Origin of the sequence: Brucella sp. JSBI001 (assembly GCF_026014005.1) — a bacterium.
GTDB lineage: Bacteria > Pseudomonadota > Alphaproteobacteria > Rhizobiales > Rhizobiaceae > Brucella > Brucella anthropi.
Genome location: NZ_CP110339.1, coordinates 1,695,381 through 1,717,962 on the forward strand (window position 1 = coordinate 1,695,381; position 22,582 = coordinate 1,717,962).

Sequence of the window (22,582 nt, forward strand, 5' to 3'; positions counted from 1 at the left end):
CATTTTGTATTCTGTATGCAGCATTTTATGTTGACGGTTGAAAGCTGGCCAGCCATCTTCGCCTCAGTTGGTGCGATGAGGATTCGAAACCACTCTTTGAGAAAAAGGCCGATGGACGAAATTCAGAAAACCGGGCAAGCCGACAACGGCTCACAAGCGTTCCGCCGCACTGCCTTGCACGATATGCTCGTCAACCATCTGCGCGACATGATTATCGAAGGGCAGCTGGAACCCGGCACGCGCCTGCATGAAGGCCAGCTCGGAGAACAACTCGGCGTGTCCCGGACACCGCTGCGTGAGGCGATCAAGTATCTGGCCAGCGAGGGACTCGTCGAGCTTGTTCCAAGCCGCGGTGCTGTTGTGAAACGGTTCAGTGCAGCTGATGTCAGGGACATGCTCACCGTCCTGCGTACTTTGGAAGAACTTGCTGGGAAACTCGCCTGCGAGCTTGCGACCGACAAGGAAATCGCCGAGGTTCGTTCGCTACACGATGAAATGATCGAACGCTACAAGCATGCTGACCGACTGCAATATTACAAACTGAACCAGCAGATTCATCTTGCCATCGTTCGTCTTGCCAAGAACCCCACGCTGGCTGACATTCACCAGATGCTGCAGACGAGATTGAAGCGGATCCGTTTCGTCGGCCACGAAGGCTCCGAGAAATGGGCGGCGGCTGTATCTGAGCACCAAGAAATGATCGAGGCGCTGGAAGCCCGCGACGCAACCCGACTGTCTGAAGTATTGGGACGCCATTTGACCAAGGCATGGGAGCGCGTACGCGACTCGATGTAAAGGCAATCAGGTGGGTAGTTCTATCTGTTTATCACTATCAGTCAGATTATCGTTTGATCGAAAACATCGGATGGGTTCTAACTCAATGGAGCCGGATCGCGTTATAAATCAGGGCGGGATCATTTTCGCTTATCCGATGCATTGGTACAGACTATGGAACTAAAATGGCTGGAAGATTTCGTCAGCCTCGCGGAACACAGGAGCTACTCCCGTGCTGCAGGTGACCGCAATATCACGCAGTCCGCTCTCAGTAAGCGCATCAAGCAACTGGAAGACTGGGTTGGTCTGCCACTAATCGATCGCTCATCCAACCCGATATGCCTGACAAAGGCAGGAGAATGCTTTCTTCCGCGGGCACAAGATGCTCTCGAAATGCTGCTCAGTGCTCGCAAGAGTGTCAGCGACGGCTACAGCGCAACGTGGGAAATCATTTCTTTCGCAACACTCAACACGCTGTCGCTCACATTCTTCCCGCATTGGATGGCACAGATTGAAGCTTCTGGGGCTTCATTCCGCGCCCGTTTTGCCGATCCGCATTCATCGTTCGTCGGTAATATCTCCACACTCGTCAGCGGGCATTGCGACTTCTTCCTGACTTATGCGCATCCGGCTGTTCCGCAGATGGACGATCTTGGCGGTTATCCGTTTTTGGCACTGGGCACCGAGAGGGTCATCCCTGTATCCGCTCCTGCGCCGAATGGACAGGCCCTGCATAGCCTGAAGGAAAAGGCGCTACCGATCGACTTCCTCAGCTATCGTGGCAACTCGTTCTTTTCCCTCGCACTACCCTGGTTGTTTGAGAAACATGGTTTCGAATTGAACACGGTTTACGAAAACGGAATGTCTGTTGCGCTCAAGGCAATGGCGGTCTCCGGACACGGTGTTGCATGGATACCGGAAAGCCTTGTCGACGATGAATTGAAGCGTGGCGTGCTGGTCCGCGCCGGTGAAACAAACACCGATCTGTTGATTGAAATCCGCGTGTACCGAACACCCCAATTCAGGAACAAGCAGGCGGAACTCTTCTGGCGCCGCGCCTCACAACTGGTTTCCCAGAAAAGTGGCCACAACGCCGGAAGTCTTGCGCCGAGTTAAAACATCAAGGCCGCGTGAAAAGTGCCGCAACAGCTTTCAGGTTCTCTGCATCGTCAAGACCGCGCAAATCCAAATAGATCTTATCTGCGACCGGAATCGCCGCACAACAATCCAGAAATTTCCGCGTCCGATCATCGGCATTGAAAGGTTGCTGCAGAGTACCGACAGCGAAGCTGCGCGACGCCTGCAAAACACGTCCGTTTTTCAGTGTAACGGTTGCGACATGCGGCAGCTTTTCCGCTGATACCCGTTCTTCCTCCATCGAATAACTTCGCATGGCGATAACATCGAGCAGTGGATCGTCCCGGAAAGCAACCACAGCCTCTGGGGTGAAATCTGCAAGTGCAAGATAGCCCTGCCGCAAGGCGCGTGCGACGCAATATTGCATTGAGAAGCGTGCCTGCATCTGGTCGGTCGGCTGCGTATATGCGAGATTGCGATAATTCGCGATCCCGACCAAAGAGTCTACAGCCACAACATCCTCGGCATCAAACCCGTGCTCTTCCTTAAGATCAAGCAATGAGTCGACGATCATATGGGTGGACCCACAGCAAGGGTGCCGTTTCGGCATGACACCGGCCGTTTCAATCACATGCGCCTTGTCGATGAGGATATCTTCGATATTCCAGCTGAGACGTGGGTCACCAGCGAATAGCTCACGAATACCTTGCTCCCCTTCCAGAATATCGGGCCGTGCCTCCATTCCAGCTTTTGCGAGCAATGCAGCCTCAACAGCATTGCGCGCGGCCATGCCCGCATGAAACGGCTTGATCAGCGTGCCGAACTGACCTTTCGTGCCGGATGCGAAACTGGCAGCGATAGTAATCGCCTGTGCGGTCGCCTGGATGTCGAGACCAAGCATTTGAGCCGTGGCGACAGCAGTGCCAATACTCCCCACCGTTGAGGTGCCATGCCAGCCAGCTGTGTAATGTGCCTGTCCCAGGCCGTTGCCTACCAGCGCCTGCGCCTGCAGTCCTGCCAGATAGGCGTCGATCAGACGCCCCCCTGCGGTTTCATCTAGATCGGCCAACGCCAGGATAGCGGGCACGATCACCGCCGAAGCATGGCTCATGCCGGGCAGAAAATTATCGTCGAAATCGAGCGCATGTGCTGCTGTACCATTGACCAGCGCAGCGAACATCGGGCTGCCTGTTCCTCCCGCAACCGACAAAGCAGTTCCACCAGCGCTGAATTCTGCAAAGGCTTTCACAACGCTTTGCGTGCTGTCGTCGTCACGGCCTGCCACCATACAGGCCAAGGTATCTAAAATGGCGTCACGCGCCAGTTTCCGCGCATTGGTGCTCAACACTGGTTTTGCGCATACCGAAGCTATCGCGAGTGCGACCGTCATTTCCTCCCGCGGCATGACTTCACCCCTGAAATGCATCGAGAATGAGCTTCAAAAGACGCCCGAACTTGTGTCGATTGAGCTGGCGCCCAGCAATGTCAGTATCCACGCGATGCACGATCACCATGTCAAGGGCAGGCAAGACAACGCAGAAATGGCCACCTGCACCGAAGCCTGCATAACTGCCTTTCGGCGTCACCACACCGGGGAAAAACACGCCATCACGCTCCAGCCACCACATATATCCATAAGCGCCACGTGCACCAGCATGAGAGTAAGGCATCACACATTCCTGCCCCCACCCATCAGGTAGAACGGATGCACCATTCCAGCGGCCATTGCGCAGATAAAGCTGGCCGAAGCGGGCCAGATCACGTGTCGACAGACGGAACGGGTAGGCGGCGTGTCGGCTTTCCGTAAAGTGATCATGCCAGCCATCCGGCTTGTCACCATCCAGTCTGAAATCCTCAAGCCCGAGCGGCTTTGCGATACGCTCATCGAAAGCCTGGTGTACGGTCTTGCCGGTCAACTGCTCGAAAATAGTGCCGAGCGCATTGAAATCCCAGTTGTTGTAACACCAGAAGGTGCCCGGCGCATGGGAATGGCGCTTTTCCTTGATCATCCGCATCCATGGCGTCTCGTAGCCCGCGGGATGATAGACGCCGGAACGCGCAGTCAGGAGATCATAAACCGTCGCCTGCTTCTCGACTTCGCTCAAGCCTTCATTGTCATCAATACCTAGCTGTTCCAGCGTCAGGCTGAGATCAATGGTGCCATCGGCGACATCCTGCCCCATCAGTGCGGCAAGGATACTCTTGCGAATGGAATGGCAGAGATATTTGTGTGTGATGTCACCATATGTGTGGACGATCTTGTTACCTTGGACGATCATCAACGCATCGGTTTCCTGTTGGTCCGCGCAAGTATCAACAGCACGAAGTCCAGCTTCCGACCAACCCGCCGCGGCAGGACTCTTCAAACGTTCCCATTTCTGTCCCGGATTAGCCGCCGAATGATAGTTCATACCCGTATTTCCCTAGCCTGATTATGTGCGACGGCTTCCACGCTGGCCTGCAGGAATTCCTGCGTATATTCAGCCTTGGCGCGCAAATGACGAAGATCGTCTGCCGTCAGTTCTTCCAGAATGATGCCCTTGTGCATGACCCCGACACGCTCGCAGATATGCGCCACTACGGCGAGGTCGTGCGAAACCATGAGATAGGTGAGATTGCGCTCGCGGCGCAGGACCTTGAGCAGATTGAGAATTTCCGCCTGCACGGAAACATCGAGCGCGGATGTCGGTTCATCCAGAAGAAGCACATCCGGCTCGATGATAAGCGCACGCGCTATTGCGACGCGCTGACGCTGACCACCGGACAATTCATGCGGATAGCGATAAAGGAAACTTGGGCCGAGACCGACCGCCTGCAATACGTCACGAATACGCTCGTCTTTGCGATCCATGTCGTGAATGGCAAGCGATTCCGCCAACACCTTGTGCACCTGCTTGCGCGGGTGCAGCGAAGCATAGGGGTCCTGAAACACCATCTGCACACGACGGAAAAACGCTTTGTCGCGCTCGCCGCCCATCTTCTGTTCATCAAAAACGAAGTTGCCTTGATGGTGCGGGATGAGGCCTGCGAGAGCGCGCAGGATCGTGGATTTGCCACAACCGGATTCACCGATCAGGCCATAGGCCGCGCCGCGCTCGATATGAAACTTTACCTTCCTGACGACAGTGGCGCGCTTGCGCCCTTTGCCGAAGCTGATGGAAAGGTCCGAAACATCCACAAATGGAGAGTTGCCTACATGTATCATGAGTTTTCTCCCACCAGCGTCGGCTCGGTGAGCCAGCTTTTGTCGCGTTCGGGCACCTTCAGCATATCGACCGGTTGATCCAGCCGAGGAAGACTTGCCAGAAGCGCCTGCGTGTAGGGATGACGGGCCTTGTGCAGGTCCTTGGCCGGCAGATCTTCCATGATGCGCCCCGCATACATAACCAGTACCCGGTCGCAGAAATCCGCCACCAGATTGAGGTCATGGCTGATGAACATCAACCCAGTGCCTGAACGGCTGACCAATTCATCGAGCACAGTCAAAACCTGACGCCGCACAGTCACGTCGAGCGCGGAGGTCGGTTCGTCAGCAATAATCATGTCCGGTTCAGGGATCAGCATCATGGCGAGCATCACACGCTGGCCCATGCCACCGGAAATCTCATGCGGGAACAGACGCATGACACGCTCGGGATCGCGTATATGCACGGCCTCCAGCATGGCAATTGTCTTCTGTCGTGCCGCCGCCGATTTCACCCGATGATGTAGCCGATAGGCTTCCATGATCTGATCACCGATACGGATCAGCGGGTTGAGTGAATATTTCGGGTCCTGAAGGATCATCGAAATGCGGTTGCCACGTACACCGCGCATCTGACGTTCGCTGGCCGACAGCAGGTCGATCTCACCGAAACGCAGGCTCTTGGCGCGGATTTGTGCCACCTTTGGTGTTAGCTTGAGGATCGAGCGCCCAGTCATCGACTTACCGGAACCGGATTCGCCTACAATACCGACTTTTTCACGCCCTATGGAAAAGCTGATGCCGCGAACAACATCGATGTTGCGGTCAGCGCCGGGAAACGACACCCACAGATCATCAACTTCAAGCAATGGTTTTGTCATCGATCTTATCCGTTTCTGGGGTCGAGAACGTCGCGCAAACCGTCGCCGAACAGGTTGAAGGCGAGGCTCGCGATCAAGATTGCAGTGCCGGGTACAGCGGCAAGCCACCACGAAGTCATCATGAATTCGCGACCACTGGAAAGCATCGCGCCCCATTCCGGGCTTGGCGGCTGTGCACCAAGACCGAGAAAGCCAAGGCCGGCGGCCGTTAAAATGATCGAAGACATGTTGAGCGTGATGCGGATCACCACCGACGGAATGCACATCGGCACGACATGTTTCGTAATCACCCGCATCGTGGAAGCCCCCTGCAGACGAATGGCGGCCACATAGTCAGACGAGCGGATGGTCAGTGTTTCGGCGCGAGCAAGACGGGCTATCGGTGGCCATGCGGCGAGCGAAATGGCGATGACGGCATTTTCGATGCCTGGCCCAAGCGCTGCAGCAAAGGACAGCGCGAGCACGAGACTAGGAAAAGCAAGGAAGATATCGACAATACGCATCAGTGCCGTATCAACCCAGCCGCCCATATAGCCTGCAGTGGTGCCAACGACGAGACCAATAGGCGCAGCGATGACAGCAGTCAGCGTCACGATGTAAAGCGTGATGCGCGAGCCATAGACAAGGCGGCTGAAAATATCGCGCCCCAGTTCGTCTGTGCCAAAGAAGTGTCCCCATGACGGGGGTTGAAGCCGGTTCGCGAGATTGTTGGTACCAATGTCGTGCGTCGCGATTAGAGGCGCAAGAATGGCTACCAGTACCAAAAGCACGATTACGGCCAGACCGAATACGGCAGACGTATTGGCCATCAGCTTGAACCAGGAACGGCGTAACTGCTGGATATTGGCCTGAAAGGCAGATGTAGGCACGGGGGCAGTCAGCCAACCCCGCAGAGAATTGGAAGTTTGGGCCGACGATGTGCTGGTGTGGGTGTTCATCGGCAGTGTCCTATCGTGTGCGAGGATCAAAAACGCGATACAGAAGATCGCTGATCAGGTTGATACCAACAAACAGGATGCCGACGATCAGCGTGCAGCCGACCACCGCGTTCATGTCACCAGCCAGAAGCGCATTGGTGAGGTAGCGCCCAAAACCCGGCCATGCGAACACCGTTTCAGTCAGCACAGCGCCTTCCAGCAGAAAGGCATAGGATAGCGCCACGACCGTCACGACCTGAACCGCAACATTGCGGAATGCATGCCCCCAAACGGTGCGCGCCCAGGACAGCCCCTTGACGCGCGCAGTGATAATATATTCCTGATTGAGCTGCTCGATCATGAAGCCACGCGTCATGCGGCTGATATAAGCCATAGAACCAAAAGCGAGGATCAGGGCCGGCATGATGATATGGCTTACAGCGTTCCAAAAAGCATCCCACTGTCCCTGCATTGCGCTGTCGAGAAGCAAGAATCCGGTCGTCGGTTCGACGGAATATTCGTAGATGAAGTCGATCCGCCCCGGCCCGCCGATCCAACCCAACGTGGCGTAGAAGATCAGCAGCGCCATCAAACCGAGCCAGAAGTTCGGCGTAGAATAACCAAGCAAACTGACCATACGCACAGCATGGTCCAGCGGCGAATTGCGATACATGGCCGAGAAAACACCAAGCGGAATACCAAGCGTGGTACCGATGACGATGGCCACGGTCGCCAGTTCGATGGTGGCGGGGAAGACGCGTGCAATATCTTCCAGTACCGGACGACCGGAAGTCAGCGCGTTGCCAAAATCAAACATAAGCGCATTCTTGAGGTATAGGCCGTATTGCACGATCAACGGCTGGTCGAGACCCAACTTACGATACATCGTGTCATAGGCTTCTTGGGAAACATTGTCCCCCAGCATGGCAATAACCGGATCGAGCGGCAAAAGGCGGCTGATGAAAAAGGTCAGTGTGACCAGTCCCAGAAGCGTAATCGCCACTGAAATGATCAGGCGCACTGTGGCGGCGAGAAACTGAAGCACCGGACCGGCTTCCCTGTCGCGGTCCGCCTCCTCCACGTCTTCCATGATTTCGTGCGTCGTCATCTGCAAATTCCCGAAAGAGAAAAACGGGATGCCGGGCCAGGATCGCACTGCGAGCCACAAGCGGTCACACGGTCATCCATCGAAGCGAAGAACGCCCGGCGACTGTGAGGAAGCCACCGGGAACGCTATTCTCGCTATTTCGCGGCCAGATCGTAGTAGACGCGGAAGCCGTTCCAGCTCCAGTTCTTCATAGCCTTGTTAACGCCAGCGACATTATAGATCTGGAAAATGAAGGCGTGCGGCCCCTTCTCCATCATCTCCTTCTGCAGATCGATATACATCTGTTTGCGTTTGGCCTCGTCCTTCTCGAACAAAGCCGTGTCGACTTCCTTGTTTACGGCTTCGTTGAAGTAGCTCGCGCGCCAGCTCGGATACATGGTCTGCTTGGCATCAGCCCGGTTATCAGGATTGAAAATCTGACGCGAAGCATTGCCATGCGCGTCCGGAACGGTGGTCTGCCAGCCCATCAGCGACGTCTGGAACTCACGACCGCGAATGCGGCTGAACAATTGTGCGTTGGCCATACGTTCGATCTTGATCTTCACGCCGACCTTGGCGGCGGCATCCTGAATGCTCTGGGCAATCGGAGCCGCATAAGGCGCGGTACTGATAAACATCGTCGTCTCGAAGCCCTTCTCGTAACCGGCTTCCTTCAGTAGTTCACGAGCCTTTTCCACATCGAGTTTGAAGGGCTGCCCTTCCTTCTCATCCAGTGCACCGAAAGCACCTAACTGCACGAAGCTCGCACGCGGCACGCCGACATTGTTGATGACCGTCTTGCCGAGGCCCTCGTAATCAATGAGATAGCGCATCGCGAGGCGCACCTTTTCATTGGCGAAGATCGGATCGGCATTGTTGAAATTCCAATAGAACAGCGAAGGCTTTAGCGAGCGTGAAGCGGTCACCTTGTCCTGGGCTTCGAGATCGCGCAGGTCCTCCGGCGTCAGATCGCGAGCAATGTCTATGTCACCTTTTTCAAGCAGAAGCCGTTGAGTTCCCGCTTCTGAAACATGGCGGATCAGTACCTGTTTGAGCTTCGGTGCTTCTCCCCAGTAATTGTCGGTCGCCTGGAGGAGAACCACTTCGGCGGGGTTCCACCGCACCAGCTTGTAGGGGCCGACGCATTCCGACCGAGTGGCCAGATATTTGTTGCCCATGTCATTATCGACCTGGTTCTCCATCAACACCTTCTGATTAAGAAGGCTGGCAACCCGGTTGGCAGCGATCGCCGCCAGAATGAGATTGACCGGATAAGGCTTGTCCAGCTTGAAAACGACCGTGTCGTTGTCAGGTGCCAAGATCGTATGGTCCACATTGTCCTTGGTGAAACCATATTCTGTCAACGTCGCGGCATTGCCGAAACCGAGCTTGACTGCGCGCTGGAGCGACCATGCCATATCGCCCGCCGTCGCCTTGTCGCCATTGTCAAACTTCAGGTCATCGCGCATGTGGAACGTGATCTGCAGACCGTCCTGCGAGACGTCCCAGCTTTTGGCGAGTTGCGGCACGATCTTGGTCTCGTCAGCCGGATCGAAATCAACCATGGGGTCGCAGATATTCTGGATGATCTCGTTGGTAGCCGCCTCACCGATCTGTGCTGGGTCAAAAGTGCTGATAGCGTCGATGTTCCACGCCATGACAAGCGCGTTCGGTGGCGACGCGGCCCCAGCAGGGAACGTCGCAGCACTCATACCGGCGACAAGTGCGAGTGCTGTGGTACGGCGCAAGATGGTTGTCTTTTGTTTTTGCATTATTATCCCCTTTTATGGTTGAGCATTTTCGAAAGGTGCCGCGCGAGTCCGCGCGGCACGAAATGCAATTATTCAGCCAGTCAGTCTGCTGGACGCGGTTGGAGCGGCGGATTGACGTCTGACGGGATCGGGCAGGTATAGGGCGTCGTTGCCGTACGAGCCTTGTGATCAGCCTTGGCGTCGTTCAGGGTTTTCTCGTTCTGAAGAACATCAAGCGCAGTGCCCGCCATCACCTTGGCGGCGTAGACCATGCCCTTATGCGCGGCTGGCATCTTGCCTTGTGCCGTGATCTGCCACGAATGACCGGGCGAGCCGATCGCATGTGTTGCCACGCGCGCCTGAACGGTCGGGACGACCCAGCTTACATCGCCCAGATCGGTGGAGCCGATCATCGGCACGCCCTTCTGTTCACGTGGCAAGACGTAGTCGCAAAGAGGTTCATTTGCTGCCAGCGGCTGGCCGACGCGCAAGTAATCGGTTTCAATGTCTTCCTTCGAAAGCGTTGCCTGAATCTCGGCTGCGAAGGCACGGTCCACATCGTCAAACGGCACACCGCCCAGACGTTCCATGTTCGAATGCATCGCGATTTCCAGCGGCGTATTACCGAGCAAGTTCGACACCGCGCTCATAATGGAGATGTTGACGGTCGTTTCCGTCATCATCGCAGCGCCTTCTGCAACCTTCTTCACCCGGTCGTTGAGAGCGAACATACCCGGAAGATCGGTTGCCCGGATGGCGTAGCGCACCTTGGCTTTGGCTTGAACGACATTCGGCGCGATACCGCCCGCATTGAGATAGGCATAGTGAAGACGGCAATCAGAAGGGATGTGTTCACGTAAATAATTGCAACCGACGCTCATCAGCTCCACCGCATCCAGAGCCGAGCGCCCCAGATGCGGTGCCGCGGCGGCGTGGGAGGCCCGTCCGGTAAACTCGAAATCCATGCGCGTATTGGCGAGCGACTGCGCGTCATCTACCTGGGTGAACGAAGCCGGATGCCAGCAGATGGCAATGTCGACATCATCGAAAGCGCCAGCACGCGCCATGAACGACTTCGCCGCCCCACCTTCTTCCGCCGGGCAACCGTAATAGCGTACACGTCCCTTCTTGCCGGTCTGTTCCAGCCAGTCCTTAACCGCCGTCGCAGCCAAAATGGCGGCGGAACCCAGAAGATTGTGGCCGCAACCATGGCCATGTCCCGTGCCAGGGATCGGACGGGGTTCCGCAATACCCGCTTCCTGGCTGAGGCCCGGAAGGGCATCGTATTCACCCAAGATTGCGACGACCGGTCCACCATCTCCGGCTTCACCCATCACGGCGGTGGGAATGCCCGCTACGTTCTCGGCAATACGGAACCCCTGTTCCTTCAACATTGCAGTATGCTCGGCACAGGACTTATATTCGGTATAAGCGATCTCCGGCATGCCCCAGACGCGGTCACTCAAGGCTTCAAAATCAGCCTTCTTCGCGTCCACCAGATCCCAGATATCTTCACCATTCTTCACGGTGTTCTCTCCCAACAATGCTCTTAAAGATTCTCGTCAATGAAACGGGCCAGCGCGCCAAACACGCGGCGCCGATTTTCGATACGCGCGAAGCCATGGCCCTCATGCGGTACACGCAGATATTCGATCGGTTTGCCGAGGCCGCGCAGGCACGAATAAACCATCTCGCTTTCGCACGGCGTGACACGCGGGTCTTCCAGACCATGCGCGATCATCAATGGCGCGGCGATATTGCCTATGCGATTGATGGGCGAGAACCGCTCCAGCTCATCCCGCATGGTTTCGACATCACCATATTCGATGGCGCGCAGTTCCTTGCGCCACGGTCCCGTTGTCTGCAGCAGAGTGAGAAAATTGGCGATCCCGTAATACTCGACACCAAGCTTCCACAGGTCGGGATACTCTGTCATGGCCGAGAGGACCATGAATCCACCATAAGACCGGCCAAACACGCCAATACGACTTTCATCTACGTCACTACGTGCTGCGACCGCCATGCGCACCGCTTTGAGATCGGCGACGCTGTCCATGCGCAGTTCACGGTCGTCGAGATGCTGGTAGTCGCGGCCATAACCGGTGCTGCCGCGAATATTCGGCGCGATGACCATGATGCCCCGTGCCAGCATGTACTGGATGTCCGCCCGGAAATCCGGCTTCCACTGGGCTTCAGGACCGCCATGCACAATGATCATAACTGGATAACCATCACGACCCGGTGCACGCTCCGGCTTGTAGACGAAATACGGAACGTCCAGACCGTCGAAACTTGCAACGCTCGTTACCGTTGGTTCCAGAAAGGCCGGTAATTTCACCTTGGCTTTCGGCGCATCTGTCAGGCGTGTAAAAACACCGCTTTCAACATCGCAGCGCCAGATATCGCCCGACGTCGCAGCACCTTCCACAGGCATGATCAACGACATGCCATCGGGCGTCCATGCAATCGAAGCAACGACCCCGACAACCGGCATCTCTAGCTGTTTCAGCACCGCTCCGTCGCGACCGATCAGAACCAGATCATTCCAGCCCTGACGGTTCAGGACGAGTGCTATCCTGTTCTGATCAGGTGAGATTGCGAGCGCTTCAACATCCTGCCCTTCAAAAGCGGCGAGTTCGGTCAGCGATGCCGCGTCATGCGGCTTGACCATGACCGAGAGATATTCGCGTTCCTGATCGGCAATCAACAGAATACCGGAGCCATCCTTGAAGAATTTCGGCGCCTGATAGTGCGCCCGGCCTTCATGCGGCAGAATATTTTCATAGGCGCCTGTTTCGAGATCGAGGCGGCAGAAGTCCTGATCCGTCATGGCACGCTGGCAATCATTGACCAGAAGCGACTTGCCATCGGGCACAAAAGCTGCCGGGCTGCGCCAGCCGATACCCTCGTAGACGCATTTCGTCTCGCCCGTTGCAACGGTCATCACATGAATATCCATGTGCGAACGGTCGCGATAATTAGCGCTATAGGCGATCCGGGTGCCATCCGGCGACCAGCAGCCCCAGGCGTGCACCACCGTAGTATCGGTGGTGAGGAGGCGCGGCTCACCTTCGGCGTCTTCGATCAGCCACAGCTGGTGACGTTCGTCGCCACCCCAGTCTGTGGTGATCAGCAGATCACGGTTCTTGGGATTGAAGGCAAGATTGCCGACCGGTTCCGGCAGATTGGTGAGTTGGCGTGGCTTGCCACCTGCAAGCGAGCGCGCCCAAACCTGTGCCGTACCGCTTTCATCGCTGAGATAGACCAGAAGTTCACCGTCCGGCGACACGGCGGGCTTCACCGCCTTGCAGATATCGACGTAGTACGTCATCGAAGGCGATGTATCGGCGGTCCTTGTATCGAACATCGAATTGTCCTCAATTCCAAGCATTGATGAATTGGATTACACCAACTGCCGCGCCAGCCGGGCAGATGCAGCTGCTAGCGCATCAGCCATCGGGCCGATTGTCGACTGGTGATTGGCAAGTGTGACGATGGTGAATCCGGCCTCCGGCCAGGCTTCCTTGAGTTTCCAGGCCGTCATCATCGGCGTCACCGTATCGTATCGCGCCTGCACGATTTCGGCTGGCAGGTGACGAATACGATCAATACTCCCGATGAGATAATTCTCCGGCAAGAAAGCGCGGTTGATGCAATAGTGGGTAAAAATGCGTGATACGGCCAAGGCCGCTTCCGGCTTCAGAAGTTCGGAGACGTGGTTCGTGTCCGGTTCGAAGGTCTGCGTGCGCGCCGAAAATCCGCGCAGGCTCTGGGCCGCCGTCTGTTCTTGTACCGGATCCCCAGACGTTAGCCGCGTATAGTACGCGGCGAGCAGGTCGGCGCGCTCACTTTCCTGTACGAATTCGGCGAATTCCTGCCAGTGATCCGGGAAAATGGCACGGCAGCCATGGAACCACCAGTCAACATCCTCCTGCCCGCCCAGAAATATTCCGTGCAGCCGAAACCCGAGACAGTGCTGCGGATGCGCTATTCCATAGGCAAGCGAAAGACATGATCCCCAAGAGCCTCCGGCCACAAGCCAGCGCTTGATACCCAGTTTTTTGCGCAGGGTGTCCATGTCCGCGATCAGATGCTGTGTGGTGTTTTCAACAATTTCCGCGATAGGGGTGGAACGGCCCGCACCGCGTTGATCGAAGGTAATGACACGATAAGTGTTGAGATCGAAACTGGCAATCTGCTTGGCCGAGACACCCGCACCGGGACCGCCATGTAGAAAGACAGCTGGGATCCCTTTTGGATTACCATATTCCAAAACGGAAAGTTCATGCAGGTCGCTGACCGGCAAGCGAAATTCCTGCACTGGTTGCGCAAGACTTGCCGCTCCACTGGCACTGCTTTGCGGCTCCATATTGTTGAATAGCTGCGCCTTTTCGTCAGAAGGGTAAATCTTCCCCTCCAGAACGCGCTTGGCTTCCGTCATTCATTTCCCCATTTTCGCGCTCGTTTGAAAGGCGCACCAGCCATCGTTACCCGAAGCCAATCTTCTTGCTTTTTCAAGAGCTTGAAGAAAAGCCGAGGAGTAATCTCCCTTGACCGTCAATTTTATTATTTGAAATTTATAGGCAGCAAATTTAGGCTTTGGCCAATGCAATTTTAGACTTGCCATTCCAATATGGAATAGAAAAGCTGACGCTTGTTGAACAAGCCCTGTTAAAAACAGGCAAGCGCTTCGACCCTATCTATATATACCCGTATTTATCTCCCCGTCCAAACCGCACCATGCACGATACATGCCTGGGCTGTTGAACGGCAGGCTGACATTGCCTTTGCGATCCACCGCAACAAGACCGCCAGAGCCACCGATTTCACCCAGCTCGCGGACAACCGCGCCAGCCGCCTCATTGAGCGATTGCCCTGCCCAGCGCATCCGTGCATCCACTTCGTGACCCACCGCCCAGCGAATGAAATATTCTCCGTGACCTGTGGCGGAAAGCGCTACCGTCTCGTCATCCGCCCAGGTTCCAGCACCGATGACCGGGCTGTCACCAACGCGTCCCGGTGTCTTGGCGGTCATGCCGCCCGTGGACGTAGCTGCCGCCAGATGACCGAAACGATCCAGTGCAACTGCTCCGACAGTGCCATGTTTGCGGGCAGGATCGCCATCGTCGGCGGCACCACTGCGACGACGTGCCATTTCGTCGTGCAAGGCCTTGCGACGCTGTTCCGTCGAGAACCATTCCGGCGCCATCATTTCCAGACCGGCAGCTTCGCAAAACCGCTTTGCCCCTTCGCCTGCGAAAAATACGTGTTCGGTCTGCTCCATGACTGCACGTGCCGCCAGAACAGGATTGCGTGGCCCGCAAATTCCGGAGATGGCGCCACATGCCCGCGTTGCGCCATCCATGATGGCCGCATCCATCTCATGCGTTTCATCCGTCGTGAAAACGGCTCCGTGCCCGGCGTTGAAAAGCGGATTTTCTTCCAGGGCAATCACAGATGCCGTCACGGCATCGAGTGCTTTGCCACCTTTACGCAGAACATCCAGTCCAGCCTGCAGGCATTCCCGCAGGCCGGCATGATAGGCTGCTTCCTTCTCTGGCGTCATATTGGCTTTAAGAATGGTTCCAGCGCCGCCATGCAACGCGATGACAGGTACAAATTCGGGCATCGTCATTAACTCGCTGTTGACGTCGCTATTGCGGATCGGAATTATGTGAAGAAGTACGCAAACTATCGAAATGTATCAGCTGGTTTTGATTGGTTCGTTTCGTTTTGTGTATTTTCGAGCTCTCTCGGAAGAGGCAAACTTGAGCAGCGCAGGTGCATCTCGCGAACGAACACTTTTCGCCGCTTCTCGTCATTCTCCTTTATTGCCGCCGCTATACCCAGCCCATACGGGCCGATGAGAAGTCCGGGAGCCAGGTCGGAAACCTTCTTTTCTCTCGCCTCATAATTCGCGGCCTCCGCACGAATTTCTTCGCACTGTGGCGACTGCCATTTGGGATCCTGAATTGAAAGCGAAGACGCATAATTCTGCGGCGATGTCGTGCATCCAACCAAAGTCATTGACAGCAGGCCAGCAATCCCTGCCCCTAAACGTTCGAATACCATTTCATTCCGTTTCTTTATGCGACAGGCTTCACGTGCGATGCCACCGCTTAATCTGAAATATTGCTATTGCCTGCAAGTATTGCCTCCGCAGCCAATCCACCTGCCATGCGGTATTCATCCGACCATTCTTCATCATCAAATACGCAAAGCGCAATTGTCGCACATCGCTGCCTCTCCCTCAGGATAGCAAGTGCGATCATATCGACGGGTGCAACTTTTTCGTTCGTTTCTGAGACTTCGAGCCACAAATTTCTGGCCGCATCTTCAATATCACGGGGAAATTCCATGCCGTTTGCCTCTTCACGTGGTTCAATGCGCAAAAATTTCGGCTCGTCGAATCGCAAGCTGTTACCCGCTGTTTCTATCGTTTCACAATTCAATATAGCAGGCACTTCTCAACAATGCCGCATTGAACGAAACTTTCGTTCGACAGCACCCGTTAACGGAAAACATTGATCTGCACGGATATAAAACGCTGAGGGCTACATTTAGCAATGGGCGAGGCAGAGCTTGAAGCCGGACTTATTCTTTAAAATCATACTGGCTTTATGCGCAGTTTTCCTTGTGACTGCCATCATTATCAGACTTTATCACGAGTACCACGACATTGATCCGACCTGGGGCAACATACGTTCGGGCGTCTACCCGGGTTGGGATACATCAGAGAACTAATTTCCTGAAGTTTCAGAAAACCTGTTTGCCTTGTAAGTCAGGCTTCCCGACTCGGCAGCCTCCACGTCAATCCGGATATTCCTGATTTCGATAGATTGTTGCTCGACCGGAAAATCGACTGTTTGCCCCGTATCCGGGTTTTGCAGATCAGTCGCGGTATAACCGCGAATCTCGAAACGCATTCTGCCATCGGCGACGCCCAAATAAACGATGTCAAAAATCGTGCCGGACTCGATAGGATCATACTCATCAGGATTTGGTATCTCCAACCCTTTGGCATAATCGCGCGGGGGGACAACGGGATCGCCACTCAGAACGAACTGGGTCTGACCAAAGGTGTCGGTTGCCGGTGCAGAATGATGCGATGTCTCTTCAGTCCCTGCCGACACCTCAGCACCTGCTGCCTGTTGCGCGTGCAAGTCCGCTGGAAAACTCAGAATACAAGAAATGGCCGAGAATATTACAAGCCATCGAATTGTATTCGAACGTTTACCCATCGGCGGCTCCTTTTCCTGAATCGTAAATCAACGGCGTTGTTTTGACCGAAACGCGACGCGCAAGCAATCCTGCATATCAGGTGCTGTTCCTGTTGAAGGCATAGCAGTAACTGTCACGATTTTATGACTGCAATCGCAGATGCCTTCGGTTAGGGTCAGCGCGGGAAGATTATCTTCTGAAACCTCAATAGAGAGGCATGGCATGACGGTTGAAACCAAGTCCGTTCGCATTATTCGGACAGTTGTTGAAACACTGCGCCCACAGTTCAACGTGGAGTTATGGGACGGCACGCGCATCGGTGCATTCGATGGCCCATCATTGGTAATCAACGATCCGACAATCGTTCGACAGCTTCTCCTCAAGCCCAACTATGATTCTCTGATCGATATCTGGACATCGGGTCGTGTGGATATCAGCAATGGTACGATCTTCGACCTCGCAAATGCCAAAACCGATGGAAGTGTGAAGAACAGGCTGAAAGAGCTGCCAAAATGGCAACTACTCAAGGATCTTCCGGCTCTTCTGCTCGCTGGCAAAACCGATGCGCGCGAGGTTCTTGACGGCAAGGAGCCTTTCGTCAGTGGATCGAGCAAGGAGGCGATTACCCATCATTACGATGTGTCCAACGAGTTTTATCGCTTATTCCTCGATGAGCGAATGGTTTACACATGCGGCTACTTCACGGACTGGGCCAATGATATCGATCAGGCCCAGAAGGACAAGCTGGAACTCATCTGCCGAAAACTACGATTGAAACCAGGTGACCGGCTTCTGGATATCGGTTGCGGTTGGGGTGCCCTCCTGATCTATGCAGTACAGAACTTTGGCGTTATCGGAACCGGCGTTTCATTGTCGGAGGCACAAACGGCACTTGCCCGAGAGAGGATCAAGCAGGCTGGACTTGAAGACAGGATCACCATCCACGTCAAATCCTATGCAGAGCTTGACGGGCAGTTCGACAAAATTTCGTCTGTTGGAATGTTCGAGCATGTTGGTATCGCCAATTACGACAGCTATTTCAGTGCCGTGAACCGGCTTCTGCGCCCCGGTGGGCTTTACATGCACCACGCAATCACACGGCGTATGAAGAAGGACAAGAAATCCTTCAAACGCAAAAGTGCAGAGCATAAGGCGCTTGTGAAGTATATTTTCCCCGGTGGGGAACTCGATCATCTTGGGATGACGGTAGAAAACCTCGAAGGGCACGGGTTCGAAGTCCACGACGTCGAAAATCTGCGCGAACATTATGGCCGCACCTGCCGGTTATGGTGCGAACGACTTTATTCCAATTTCGACAAGGCCGTTGCCGAAATCGGTTATCCAAAAGCGCGTCTCTGGTTGCTCTATCTTGCGGGATGTTCACTGGCATTTGAGAGAGGCACCGTCCAGATTAACCAGACCGTGGCTTCAAAACGCAAACGCGGCATTTCCGCTGTGCCGCAGACGAGAGCGGATATTTATACCAGTTTCGGCGAGCCAAGAGGTGGGTAAAGCAGCTTGGGCAATTCCCACCTGACTCACGATTGACTAAACAGTCTCCGCTAACTGGACGCTTTGTACCGGTTTAGCCTGTATCTGGCGCCATAGCGGCGTCATTGCAGCTGTGATGTCTCCATAAAGCATGTAACGGCGATTATAGTGTCCATCCAGCGCGGCGTTCGGCTTGTAATGCCGATCGGTGCGCACCATGGCATTGGCACCTTCTGTGAAATCGAAGAACAGCCCAACACCGGTCCCCGCCGCAATGGCTGCGCCAAGTGCGCCTGTTTCTCGTGAGACGGCAACAGAAACTGGCACGCCGAGTACATCGGCAAATATCTGGGGCCATAAACGGCTGCGTGAGCCGCCACCGGAAAGCACAGCCTCCTCGAAGGTCGCGCCTGCTTTTCGGATGGTTTCCACATGCTGGCGATGACCGAAGGCAACGCCTTCAAGCAAAGCGCGTATCAGATGCCCCTTCGTATGCCAGCCCGCAATACCGTAAAACCCTGCGCGGGCGTGGCCGTCCTGCTGCGCTCCGTAGAGATAAGGGTGGTAAAGCGGATCATCACTTGCAGGTTCGATGGCTGCGGCGAGACTGCAACAAACATCAAATGGCGAGACATCGGCATGATGGTCTCCTTCAAAGAATTCCCGCACCAGCCATTCAAGATTCGCCGCAGACGTAGCGCTGTTTTCCATCGCCATGTAACGGCTGCGATCAAAAGTGGAGGTCATGAAGACCGGCCCCTTGAGATCAGGGCCGTCGACAACAATCTGGTTGATGCTCCACGTACCCGCAATGATCGATGCACTTCCTGTGCGTGAGACACCAGAACCTAGCGCCGAAGCTACGACATCGAAGAGACCTCCAACAACGGGTGTACCCGCCGCAAGCCCGGTCTCCCGCGCCACAGCCTCAGTTACATTGCCTGCAATATTGTCGCTTTCGATGAGCGGTGGCAGGATATCCATACAGTCGCCCAAACCGTAAGCTTCCATCAAAGCACTGTCGTAACGGCGCGTTGCAAGATCGAGCAAGCCCGCCCCCGACATGTCGGAAACTTCGCTGAAACGTTTGCCCGTCAAGCGATTGACCACGAAGTCCTTGGAGAAAAATACCGTGCCTATCTGGTCAAACAGTTCAGGCTGGTAGCGCTTCAGCCAGGCAAGCAGCGTCGGGGTTTGGGAGGGCCATGGACGCTGGCGTGCTATCGGATAGGTCCTTGCGCCCACCCCTTTTGCCGTCCACTCTTCAACGAGACCGGTCGCGCGGGTGTCGAGCGACTGGATACCTATGAGCGGATCTCCCTCCCGGTCGAGCGCGTAGAGCCCGTTGCCGTGTCCGGCACAGCCGATAGCGGCAATATCACTCGCCGTTATCCCCGCCTTATCAAGGCAAGCCCGAATAACCCGCTTGGCATTGGACCAGAGCTCGCCAAGGTCACGCTCGACGTGACCGGGATGTGGCATGCGGCTATGTCCTTCTTCACCTGCATGGGCGAGCTCCCGTCCCGAAAGATCAAAAACCACCGCCTTGATGACAGTGTTGCCCGCATCGAGCCCCAACAGATATTTTTGCATGAAGAACCCCTCCCAAGGTCCAACTAATCCAGTAACTCAGCCCTGCTGATAAAGCGAGTAGGCCTCCTCGCCGCTCGCATTCTTATGAATAATCGCCATCAACCCACGCACCACGGCGCTTGGATTGGCATGCTGATATATGTTGCGTCCATAGACCATGCCCATTGCACCTTGCTGCATCAAGGCTGCAGATTTTGCAAACACTGCGGAGAGATCTTCCTTACCGCCGCCACGCACCAGCACCGGACAGCGCGCCGTCTCTACGACACGATGGAAATCCTCTGCATTTGTTGTCGGATCTGCCTTGATGATGTCAGCTCCCATTTCGCGGGCAAGCCGCGTAAGCGTCACGATCTTGTCGGCGTCACCATCGACCATGTAGCCGCCGCGCTCTGTGACTGGCTGCATGACGAGCGGTTCGATCATCAGCGGCATACCGTATTTTTCGCAATCTGCCCGGACGCGGGAAATGTTCTGCACGCATTGACGAAAGAGGTCTGGCTCGTCCGGCAGCATGAAGAGGTTCACCACCACGCAGGCCGCATCCATCTGCAACGCTCCGATCAGCGGATCGGCCTCGTTCTGCAGCACAGCCCACATGTCGCGATGGCGAATGCGGTTATAGGGATTGCCCATATCGAGACGCATAACCAGAGCCGGTTTATCCTTGCCGGGAACATCCTGCAGCAGATCGGCCTGACCATAGTTCATCTGGATGGCATCAGGCTTTGCGTCGATCAATGCCTTGATGACAGCTGGCATATTCTCCAAGCCGTCGAGAAAAGAGGGCTCATTGCACACGCCGTGGTCGACAGCCACATCCAGACAGCGACCGTTGCCGAACAGCCGGTTCATCCGGACTTTGCGGTTTTCTCGCATAATTCACTCCTTTGTTCGTTCCTTGCGGAAAGGGTTTCTGCGGCGACGCCGTGGCGCTCGCGCATGAGGGTTAGAAATCGCATCAACTCTGCGTCGCGGTACTTTGGCGACCAGTTTTTCTCCGTCGCCAGCAAATCAAGCACGGCCTCGGTCATGGAGAGAGACAGTTCGCCGGAAATCGCCAATGTCGTGCGCCGCAAAAGCAAGTCATCGAGATGCTCGATCGCTTCGGTACGGATAAGATATGAAAGCTCCCGCCTGCTGTAGGCGGCATTGGGCAAGGCATAATCCGCCCCCTCCGCGATAAAGTGGGCGATTTCGGTGGCATCCGTACCGTAGCGCTTGAAAAGTATTTCAACGCGGTCTGCGGGAAGTCTGGTGGCGGTAGTCAATTTTTCGATCCAGATTGCACGATCTTTCGGGAATGCGCGTCCACCGCCTATGGCACGTTCCGTCGTGTCGATCCGTCGCGACAACCCCAGCCGCTTCAACGCCATGTCAGCAGCCATTTCGCCAAAGGAGCGAAAAGTTGTCCATTTTCCGCCAATCATGCAGAGTACGGGAGGACGGTTATCCTGCCCTTCAAGCACCGTGCAGAAATGGTCGCGTGGGATACGGCCCGTAAAACTGTCGTTGCTGGCTGGCAGCGGGCGTACGCCTGCGAACTGGAAGACAATCTCCTCAGGACGTATTTTGATCTCTGGCAGCACGAAAGCGAGCGATTGCAAAATGTAGTCCCGTTCGTCTGCCTCGCAGCGCACGGTGCCGGGATCGTCGACGCGGATATCCGTCGAGCCGACGAGAACTTTGCCGAGATAGGGAAACAGGATGCAGATGCGTCCGTCCTCGTTCTCGTAATAGATCATGTGCCCATCAAGACTGTCACTGAGAGCGGGATTATCGACAATGAGATGCGAGCCTTTGGTGCCCCCCATCAGCGGGGCAGGTTGTGCCTCTTTCGGAAACAGTGTGCCATTCGCGATATCGATCCAGCCACCCGTCGCGTTGATGACCAGCCGCGGCTGGATAGAGAGTGTTTCGCTGGAAATACCGTCGAATAACTGAAAATCACCACCGCCACTTTCACAAATTGCCGCATAGTTCAGCGCCTTGGCATTCGGTCCAGCTGAAAGGCCGTCGCGCAGAAGCTCGACCCCAATCCGCTCTGGATGGCTGACCCAAGCATCGAAGTAGGTAGCGGAACTGCGGATCGCGGGATTGAGCGAAGGCCATTTTGCAAGTGTCGTTTTGCGACTGCGAAAACGGTGTTTTGGCATAAGCGCTCGTTTGCGCGTCAGAAAATCGTAGATACCTAATCCTGCTTTGATGGCGATTGCACCACGCCGGCTCGGACGGCGCGTAAGCCCCAGAAAACGTACAATCCCATTTCCTAACCCCGAGAAAATGTCGAAGATCGGAACGGTTGTCGGTAGCGGCGCGACATAGTGGGGAGCATTGCGCAGCAATCTGTCACGCTCGACAAGGGATTCCTTCACGAGGCTGAACTCGCCATTCTCCAGATAACGCAAACCACCGTGAACCATACGTGAAAGCGCAGCGCTGGCACCCGAACAATAATCGGACTGCTCAACCAGCAGCACGTTCACGCCCTGCAGCGCAAGCTCACGGAAAACGCTGAGCCCGTTAATGCCACCGCCGACGACACAAACGTCCACCTTCGGGCTCTGGCGGAGCCCGTCTAATATCTCTTTTCGGTTCATGATGGC

The 22,582-nt window shown here is 55.4% G+C and carries 20 protein-coding genes; 3 read left to right on the top strand and 17 right to left on the bottom strand.

Annotated features, from left to right (window positions below; translation table 11 throughout):
* Nucleotides 1–111: 111 nt before the first annotated feature.
* The gene (locus LJ361_RS08070) at nucleotides 112–795 is read left to right on the top strand and encodes a GntR family transcriptional regulator (RefSeq protein WP_194531663.1); all 684 of its coding nucleotides are present in this window, start codon (nucleotides 112–114) and stop codon (nucleotides 793–795) included.
* Nucleotides 796–948: 153 nt separating this feature from the next.
* A complete protein-coding gene (locus LJ361_RS08075) occupies nucleotides 949–1,890 on the top strand; it encodes a LysR family transcriptional regulator (RefSeq protein WP_029929896.1) in 942 nt (313 codons plus the stop codon).
* A gap of 4 nt (nucleotides 1,891–1,894) precedes the next feature.
* On the opposite strand, the gene LJ361_RS08080 is transcribed toward LJ361_RS08075, so the two are convergent.
* The 14 genes from LJ361_RS08080 to LJ361_RS08145 all read right to left on the bottom strand — a co-directional run bounded on the left by LJ361_RS08080 (nucleotide 1,895) and on the right by LJ361_RS08145 (nucleotide 16,912).
* Nucleotides 1,895–3,256: an MmgE/PrpD family protein gene (locus LJ361_RS08080; RefSeq protein ID WP_080641681.1), complete on the bottom strand. Its 1,362-nt coding sequence runs from the start codon at nucleotides 3,254–3,256 to the stop codon at nucleotides 1,895–1,897.
* 4 nt (nucleotides 3,257–3,260) lie between these two features.
* Nucleotides 3,261–4,262: a serine hydrolase domain-containing protein gene (locus LJ361_RS08085; protein ID WP_036578796.1), complete on the bottom strand. Its 1,002-nt coding sequence runs from the start codon at nucleotides 4,260–4,262 to the stop codon at nucleotides 3,261–3,263.
* Complete coding sequence (locus LJ361_RS08090) at nucleotides 4,259–5,056, bottom strand: ABC transporter ATP-binding protein (protein WP_036578795.1); 798 nt, start codon at nucleotides 5,054–5,056, stop codon at nucleotides 4,259–4,261. Before LJ361_RS08090 ends, LJ361_RS08085 begins: the two co-directional genes overlap by 4 nt.
* Nucleotides 5,053–5,916: an ABC transporter ATP-binding protein gene (locus LJ361_RS08095; protein ID WP_264813274.1), complete on the bottom strand. Its 864-nt coding sequence runs from the start codon at nucleotides 5,914–5,916 to the stop codon at nucleotides 5,053–5,055. Before LJ361_RS08095 ends, LJ361_RS08090 begins: the two co-directional genes overlap by 4 nt.
* Before the next feature lie 5 nt (nucleotides 5,917–5,921).
* Nucleotides 5,922–6,854: a nickel transporter permease gene (gene nikC, locus LJ361_RS08100; protein WP_036578793.1), complete on the bottom strand. Its 933-nt coding sequence runs from the start codon at nucleotides 6,852–6,854 to the stop codon at nucleotides 5,922–5,924.
* A gap of 10 nt (nucleotides 6,855–6,864) precedes the next feature.
* Nucleotides 6,865–7,941, bottom strand: coding sequence for an ABC transporter permease (locus LJ361_RS08105; protein ID WP_036578792.1), 1,077 nt, complete (start codon nucleotides 7,939–7,941; stop codon nucleotides 6,865–6,867).
* Nucleotides 7,942–8,075: 134 nt separating this feature from the next.
* Complete coding sequence (locus LJ361_RS08110) at nucleotides 8,076–9,692, bottom strand: ABC transporter substrate-binding protein (RefSeq protein WP_264813276.1); 1,617 nt, start codon at nucleotides 9,690–9,692, stop codon at nucleotides 8,076–8,078.
* An 80-nt stretch (nucleotides 9,693–9,772) separates the two neighbouring features.
* Entirely contained in the window at nucleotides 9,773–11,197 is a 1,425-nt protein-coding gene (locus tag LJ361_RS08115) for a M20 family metallopeptidase (RefSeq protein WP_029929879.1), read from the bottom strand.
* A 23-nt stretch (nucleotides 11,198–11,220) separates the two neighbouring features.
* Complete coding sequence (locus LJ361_RS08120) at nucleotides 11,221–13,038, bottom strand: alpha/beta hydrolase family protein (protein WP_264813279.1); 1,818 nt, start codon at nucleotides 13,036–13,038, stop codon at nucleotides 11,221–11,223.
* Between the two features lie 36 nt (nucleotides 13,039–13,074).
* Nucleotides 13,075–14,112, bottom strand: coding sequence for a prolyl aminopeptidase (gene pip, locus LJ361_RS08125; protein WP_036578789.1), 1,038 nt, complete (start codon nucleotides 14,110–14,112; stop codon nucleotides 13,075–13,077).
* Nucleotides 14,113–14,367: 255 nt separating this feature from the next.
* Nucleotides 14,368–15,300: an isoaspartyl peptidase/L-asparaginase family protein gene (locus LJ361_RS08130; RefSeq protein ID WP_040128753.1), complete on the bottom strand. Its 933-nt coding sequence runs from the start codon at nucleotides 15,298–15,300 to the stop codon at nucleotides 14,368–14,370.
* 62 nt (nucleotides 15,301–15,362) lie between these two features.
* Entirely contained in the window at nucleotides 15,363–15,743 is a 381-nt protein-coding gene (locus LJ361_RS08135) for a hypothetical protein (RefSeq protein ID WP_010661047.1), read from the bottom strand.
* 47 nt (nucleotides 15,744–15,790) lie between these two features.
* Nucleotides 15,791–16,123 carry a hypothetical protein gene (locus tag LJ361_RS08140; RefSeq protein WP_264813281.1) on the bottom strand — a complete coding sequence of 111 codons (333 nt, stop codon included), beginning with the start codon at nucleotides 16,121–16,123 and terminating at the stop codon, nucleotides 15,791–15,793.
* 288 nt (nucleotides 16,124–16,411) lie between these two features.
* Complete coding sequence (locus tag LJ361_RS08145) at nucleotides 16,412–16,912, bottom strand: hypothetical protein (protein ID WP_029927914.1); 501 nt, start codon at nucleotides 16,910–16,912, stop codon at nucleotides 16,412–16,414.
* Nucleotides 16,913–17,114: 202 nt separating this feature from the next.
* Between LJ361_RS08145 and LJ361_RS08150 the strand changes: the two genes are divergently transcribed.
* The gene (locus LJ361_RS08150; RefSeq protein ID WP_029927916.1) at nucleotides 17,115–18,404 is read left to right on the top strand and encodes an SAM-dependent methyltransferase; all 1,290 of its coding nucleotides are present in this window, start codon (nucleotides 17,115–17,117) and stop codon (nucleotides 18,402–18,404) included.
* Between the two features lie 36 nt (nucleotides 18,405–18,440).
* Here the strand turns inward: LJ361_RS08150 and LJ361_RS08155 are convergent, their stop codons facing one another.
* Genes LJ361_RS08155 through LJ361_RS08165 form a run of 3 tightly spaced genes read right to left on the bottom strand, consistent with a single transcriptional unit; the run spans nucleotide 18,441 to nucleotide 22,576 of the window.
* Nucleotides 18,441–19,976, bottom strand: a complete 1,536-nt coding sequence (locus LJ361_RS08155; RefSeq protein ID WP_036578534.1) for an FGGY-family carbohydrate kinase — start codon at nucleotides 19,974–19,976, stop codon at nucleotides 18,441–18,443.
* 36 nt (nucleotides 19,977–20,012) lie between these two features.
* Complete coding sequence (locus tag LJ361_RS08160; RefSeq protein WP_010661042.1) at nucleotides 20,013–20,855, bottom strand: class I fructose-bisphosphate aldolase; 843 nt, start codon at nucleotides 20,853–20,855, stop codon at nucleotides 20,013–20,015.
* Entirely contained in the window at nucleotides 20,828–22,576 is a 1,749-nt protein-coding gene (locus LJ361_RS08165; RefSeq protein ID WP_036578538.1) for a glycerol-3-phosphate dehydrogenase/oxidase, read from the bottom strand. The genes LJ361_RS08160 and LJ361_RS08165 overlap by 28 nt, the downstream gene beginning before the upstream one ends.
* Nucleotides 22,577–22,582 lie beyond the last annotated feature (6 nt).

Bases quoted from the DNA above. Each gene is read 5' to 3' on its own strand.
- LJ361_RS08070 (WP_194531663.1), top strand. From the start codon at position 112: ATGGACGAAATTCAGAAAACCGGGCAAGCCGACAACGGCTCACAAGCG.
- LJ361_RS08075 (WP_029929896.1), top strand. From the start codon at position 949: ATGGAACTAAAATGGCTGGAAGATTTCGTCAGCCTCGCGGAACACAGG.
- LJ361_RS08080 (WP_080641681.1), bottom strand. From the start codon at position 3,256: ATGCCGCGGGAGGAAATGACGGTCGCACTCGCGATAGCTTCGGTATGC.
- LJ361_RS08085 (WP_036578796.1), bottom strand. From the start codon at position 4,262: ATGAACTATCATTCGGCGGCTAATCCGGGACAGAAATGGGAACGTTTG.
- LJ361_RS08090 (WP_036578795.1), bottom strand. From the start codon at position 5,056: ATGATACATGTAGGCAACTCTCCATTTGTGGATGTTTCGGACCTTTCC.
- LJ361_RS08095 (WP_264813274.1), bottom strand. From the start codon at position 5,916: ATGACAAAACCATTGCTTGAAGTTGATGATCTGTGGGTGTCGTTTCCC.
- nikC (WP_036578793.1), bottom strand. From the start codon at position 6,854: ATGAACACCCACACCAGCACATCGTCGGCCCAAACTTCCAATTCTCTG.
- LJ361_RS08105 (WP_036578792.1), bottom strand. From the start codon at position 7,941: ATGACGACGCACGAAATCATGGAAGACGTGGAGGAGGCGGACCGCGAC.
- LJ361_RS08110 (WP_264813276.1), bottom strand. From the start codon at position 9,692: ATGCAAAAACAAAAGACAACCATCTTGCGCCGTACCACAGCACTCGCA.
- LJ361_RS08120 (WP_264813279.1), bottom strand. From the start codon at position 13,038: ATGTTCGATACAAGGACCGCCGATACATCGCCTTCGATGACGTACTAC.
- pip (WP_036578789.1), bottom strand. From the start codon at position 14,112: ATGACGGAAGCCAAGCGCGTTCTGGAGGGGAAGATTTACCCTTCTGAC.
- LJ361_RS08130 (WP_040128753.1), bottom strand. From the start codon at position 15,300: ATGCCCGAATTTGTACCTGTCATCGCGTTGCATGGCGGCGCTGGAACC.
- LJ361_RS08135 (WP_010661047.1), bottom strand. From the start codon at position 15,743: ATGGTATTCGAACGTTTAGGGGCAGGGATTGCTGGCCTGCTGTCAATG.
- LJ361_RS08145 (WP_029927914.1), bottom strand. From the start codon at position 16,912: ATGGGTAAACGTTCGAATACAATTCGATGGCTTGTAATATTCTCGGCC.
- LJ361_RS08150 (WP_029927916.1), top strand. From the start codon at position 17,115: ATGACGGTTGAAACCAAGTCCGTTCGCATTATTCGGACAGTTGTTGAA.
- LJ361_RS08155 (WP_036578534.1), bottom strand. From the start codon at position 19,976: ATGCAAAAATATCTGTTGGGGCTCGATGCGGGCAACACTGTCATCAAG.
- LJ361_RS08160 (WP_010661042.1), bottom strand. From the start codon at position 20,855: ATGCGAGAAAACCGCAAAGTCCGGATGAACCGGCTGTTCGGCAACGGT.
- LJ361_RS08165 (WP_036578538.1), bottom strand. From the start codon at position 22,576: ATGAACCGAAAAGAGATATTAGACGGGCTCCGCCAGAGCCCGAAGGTG.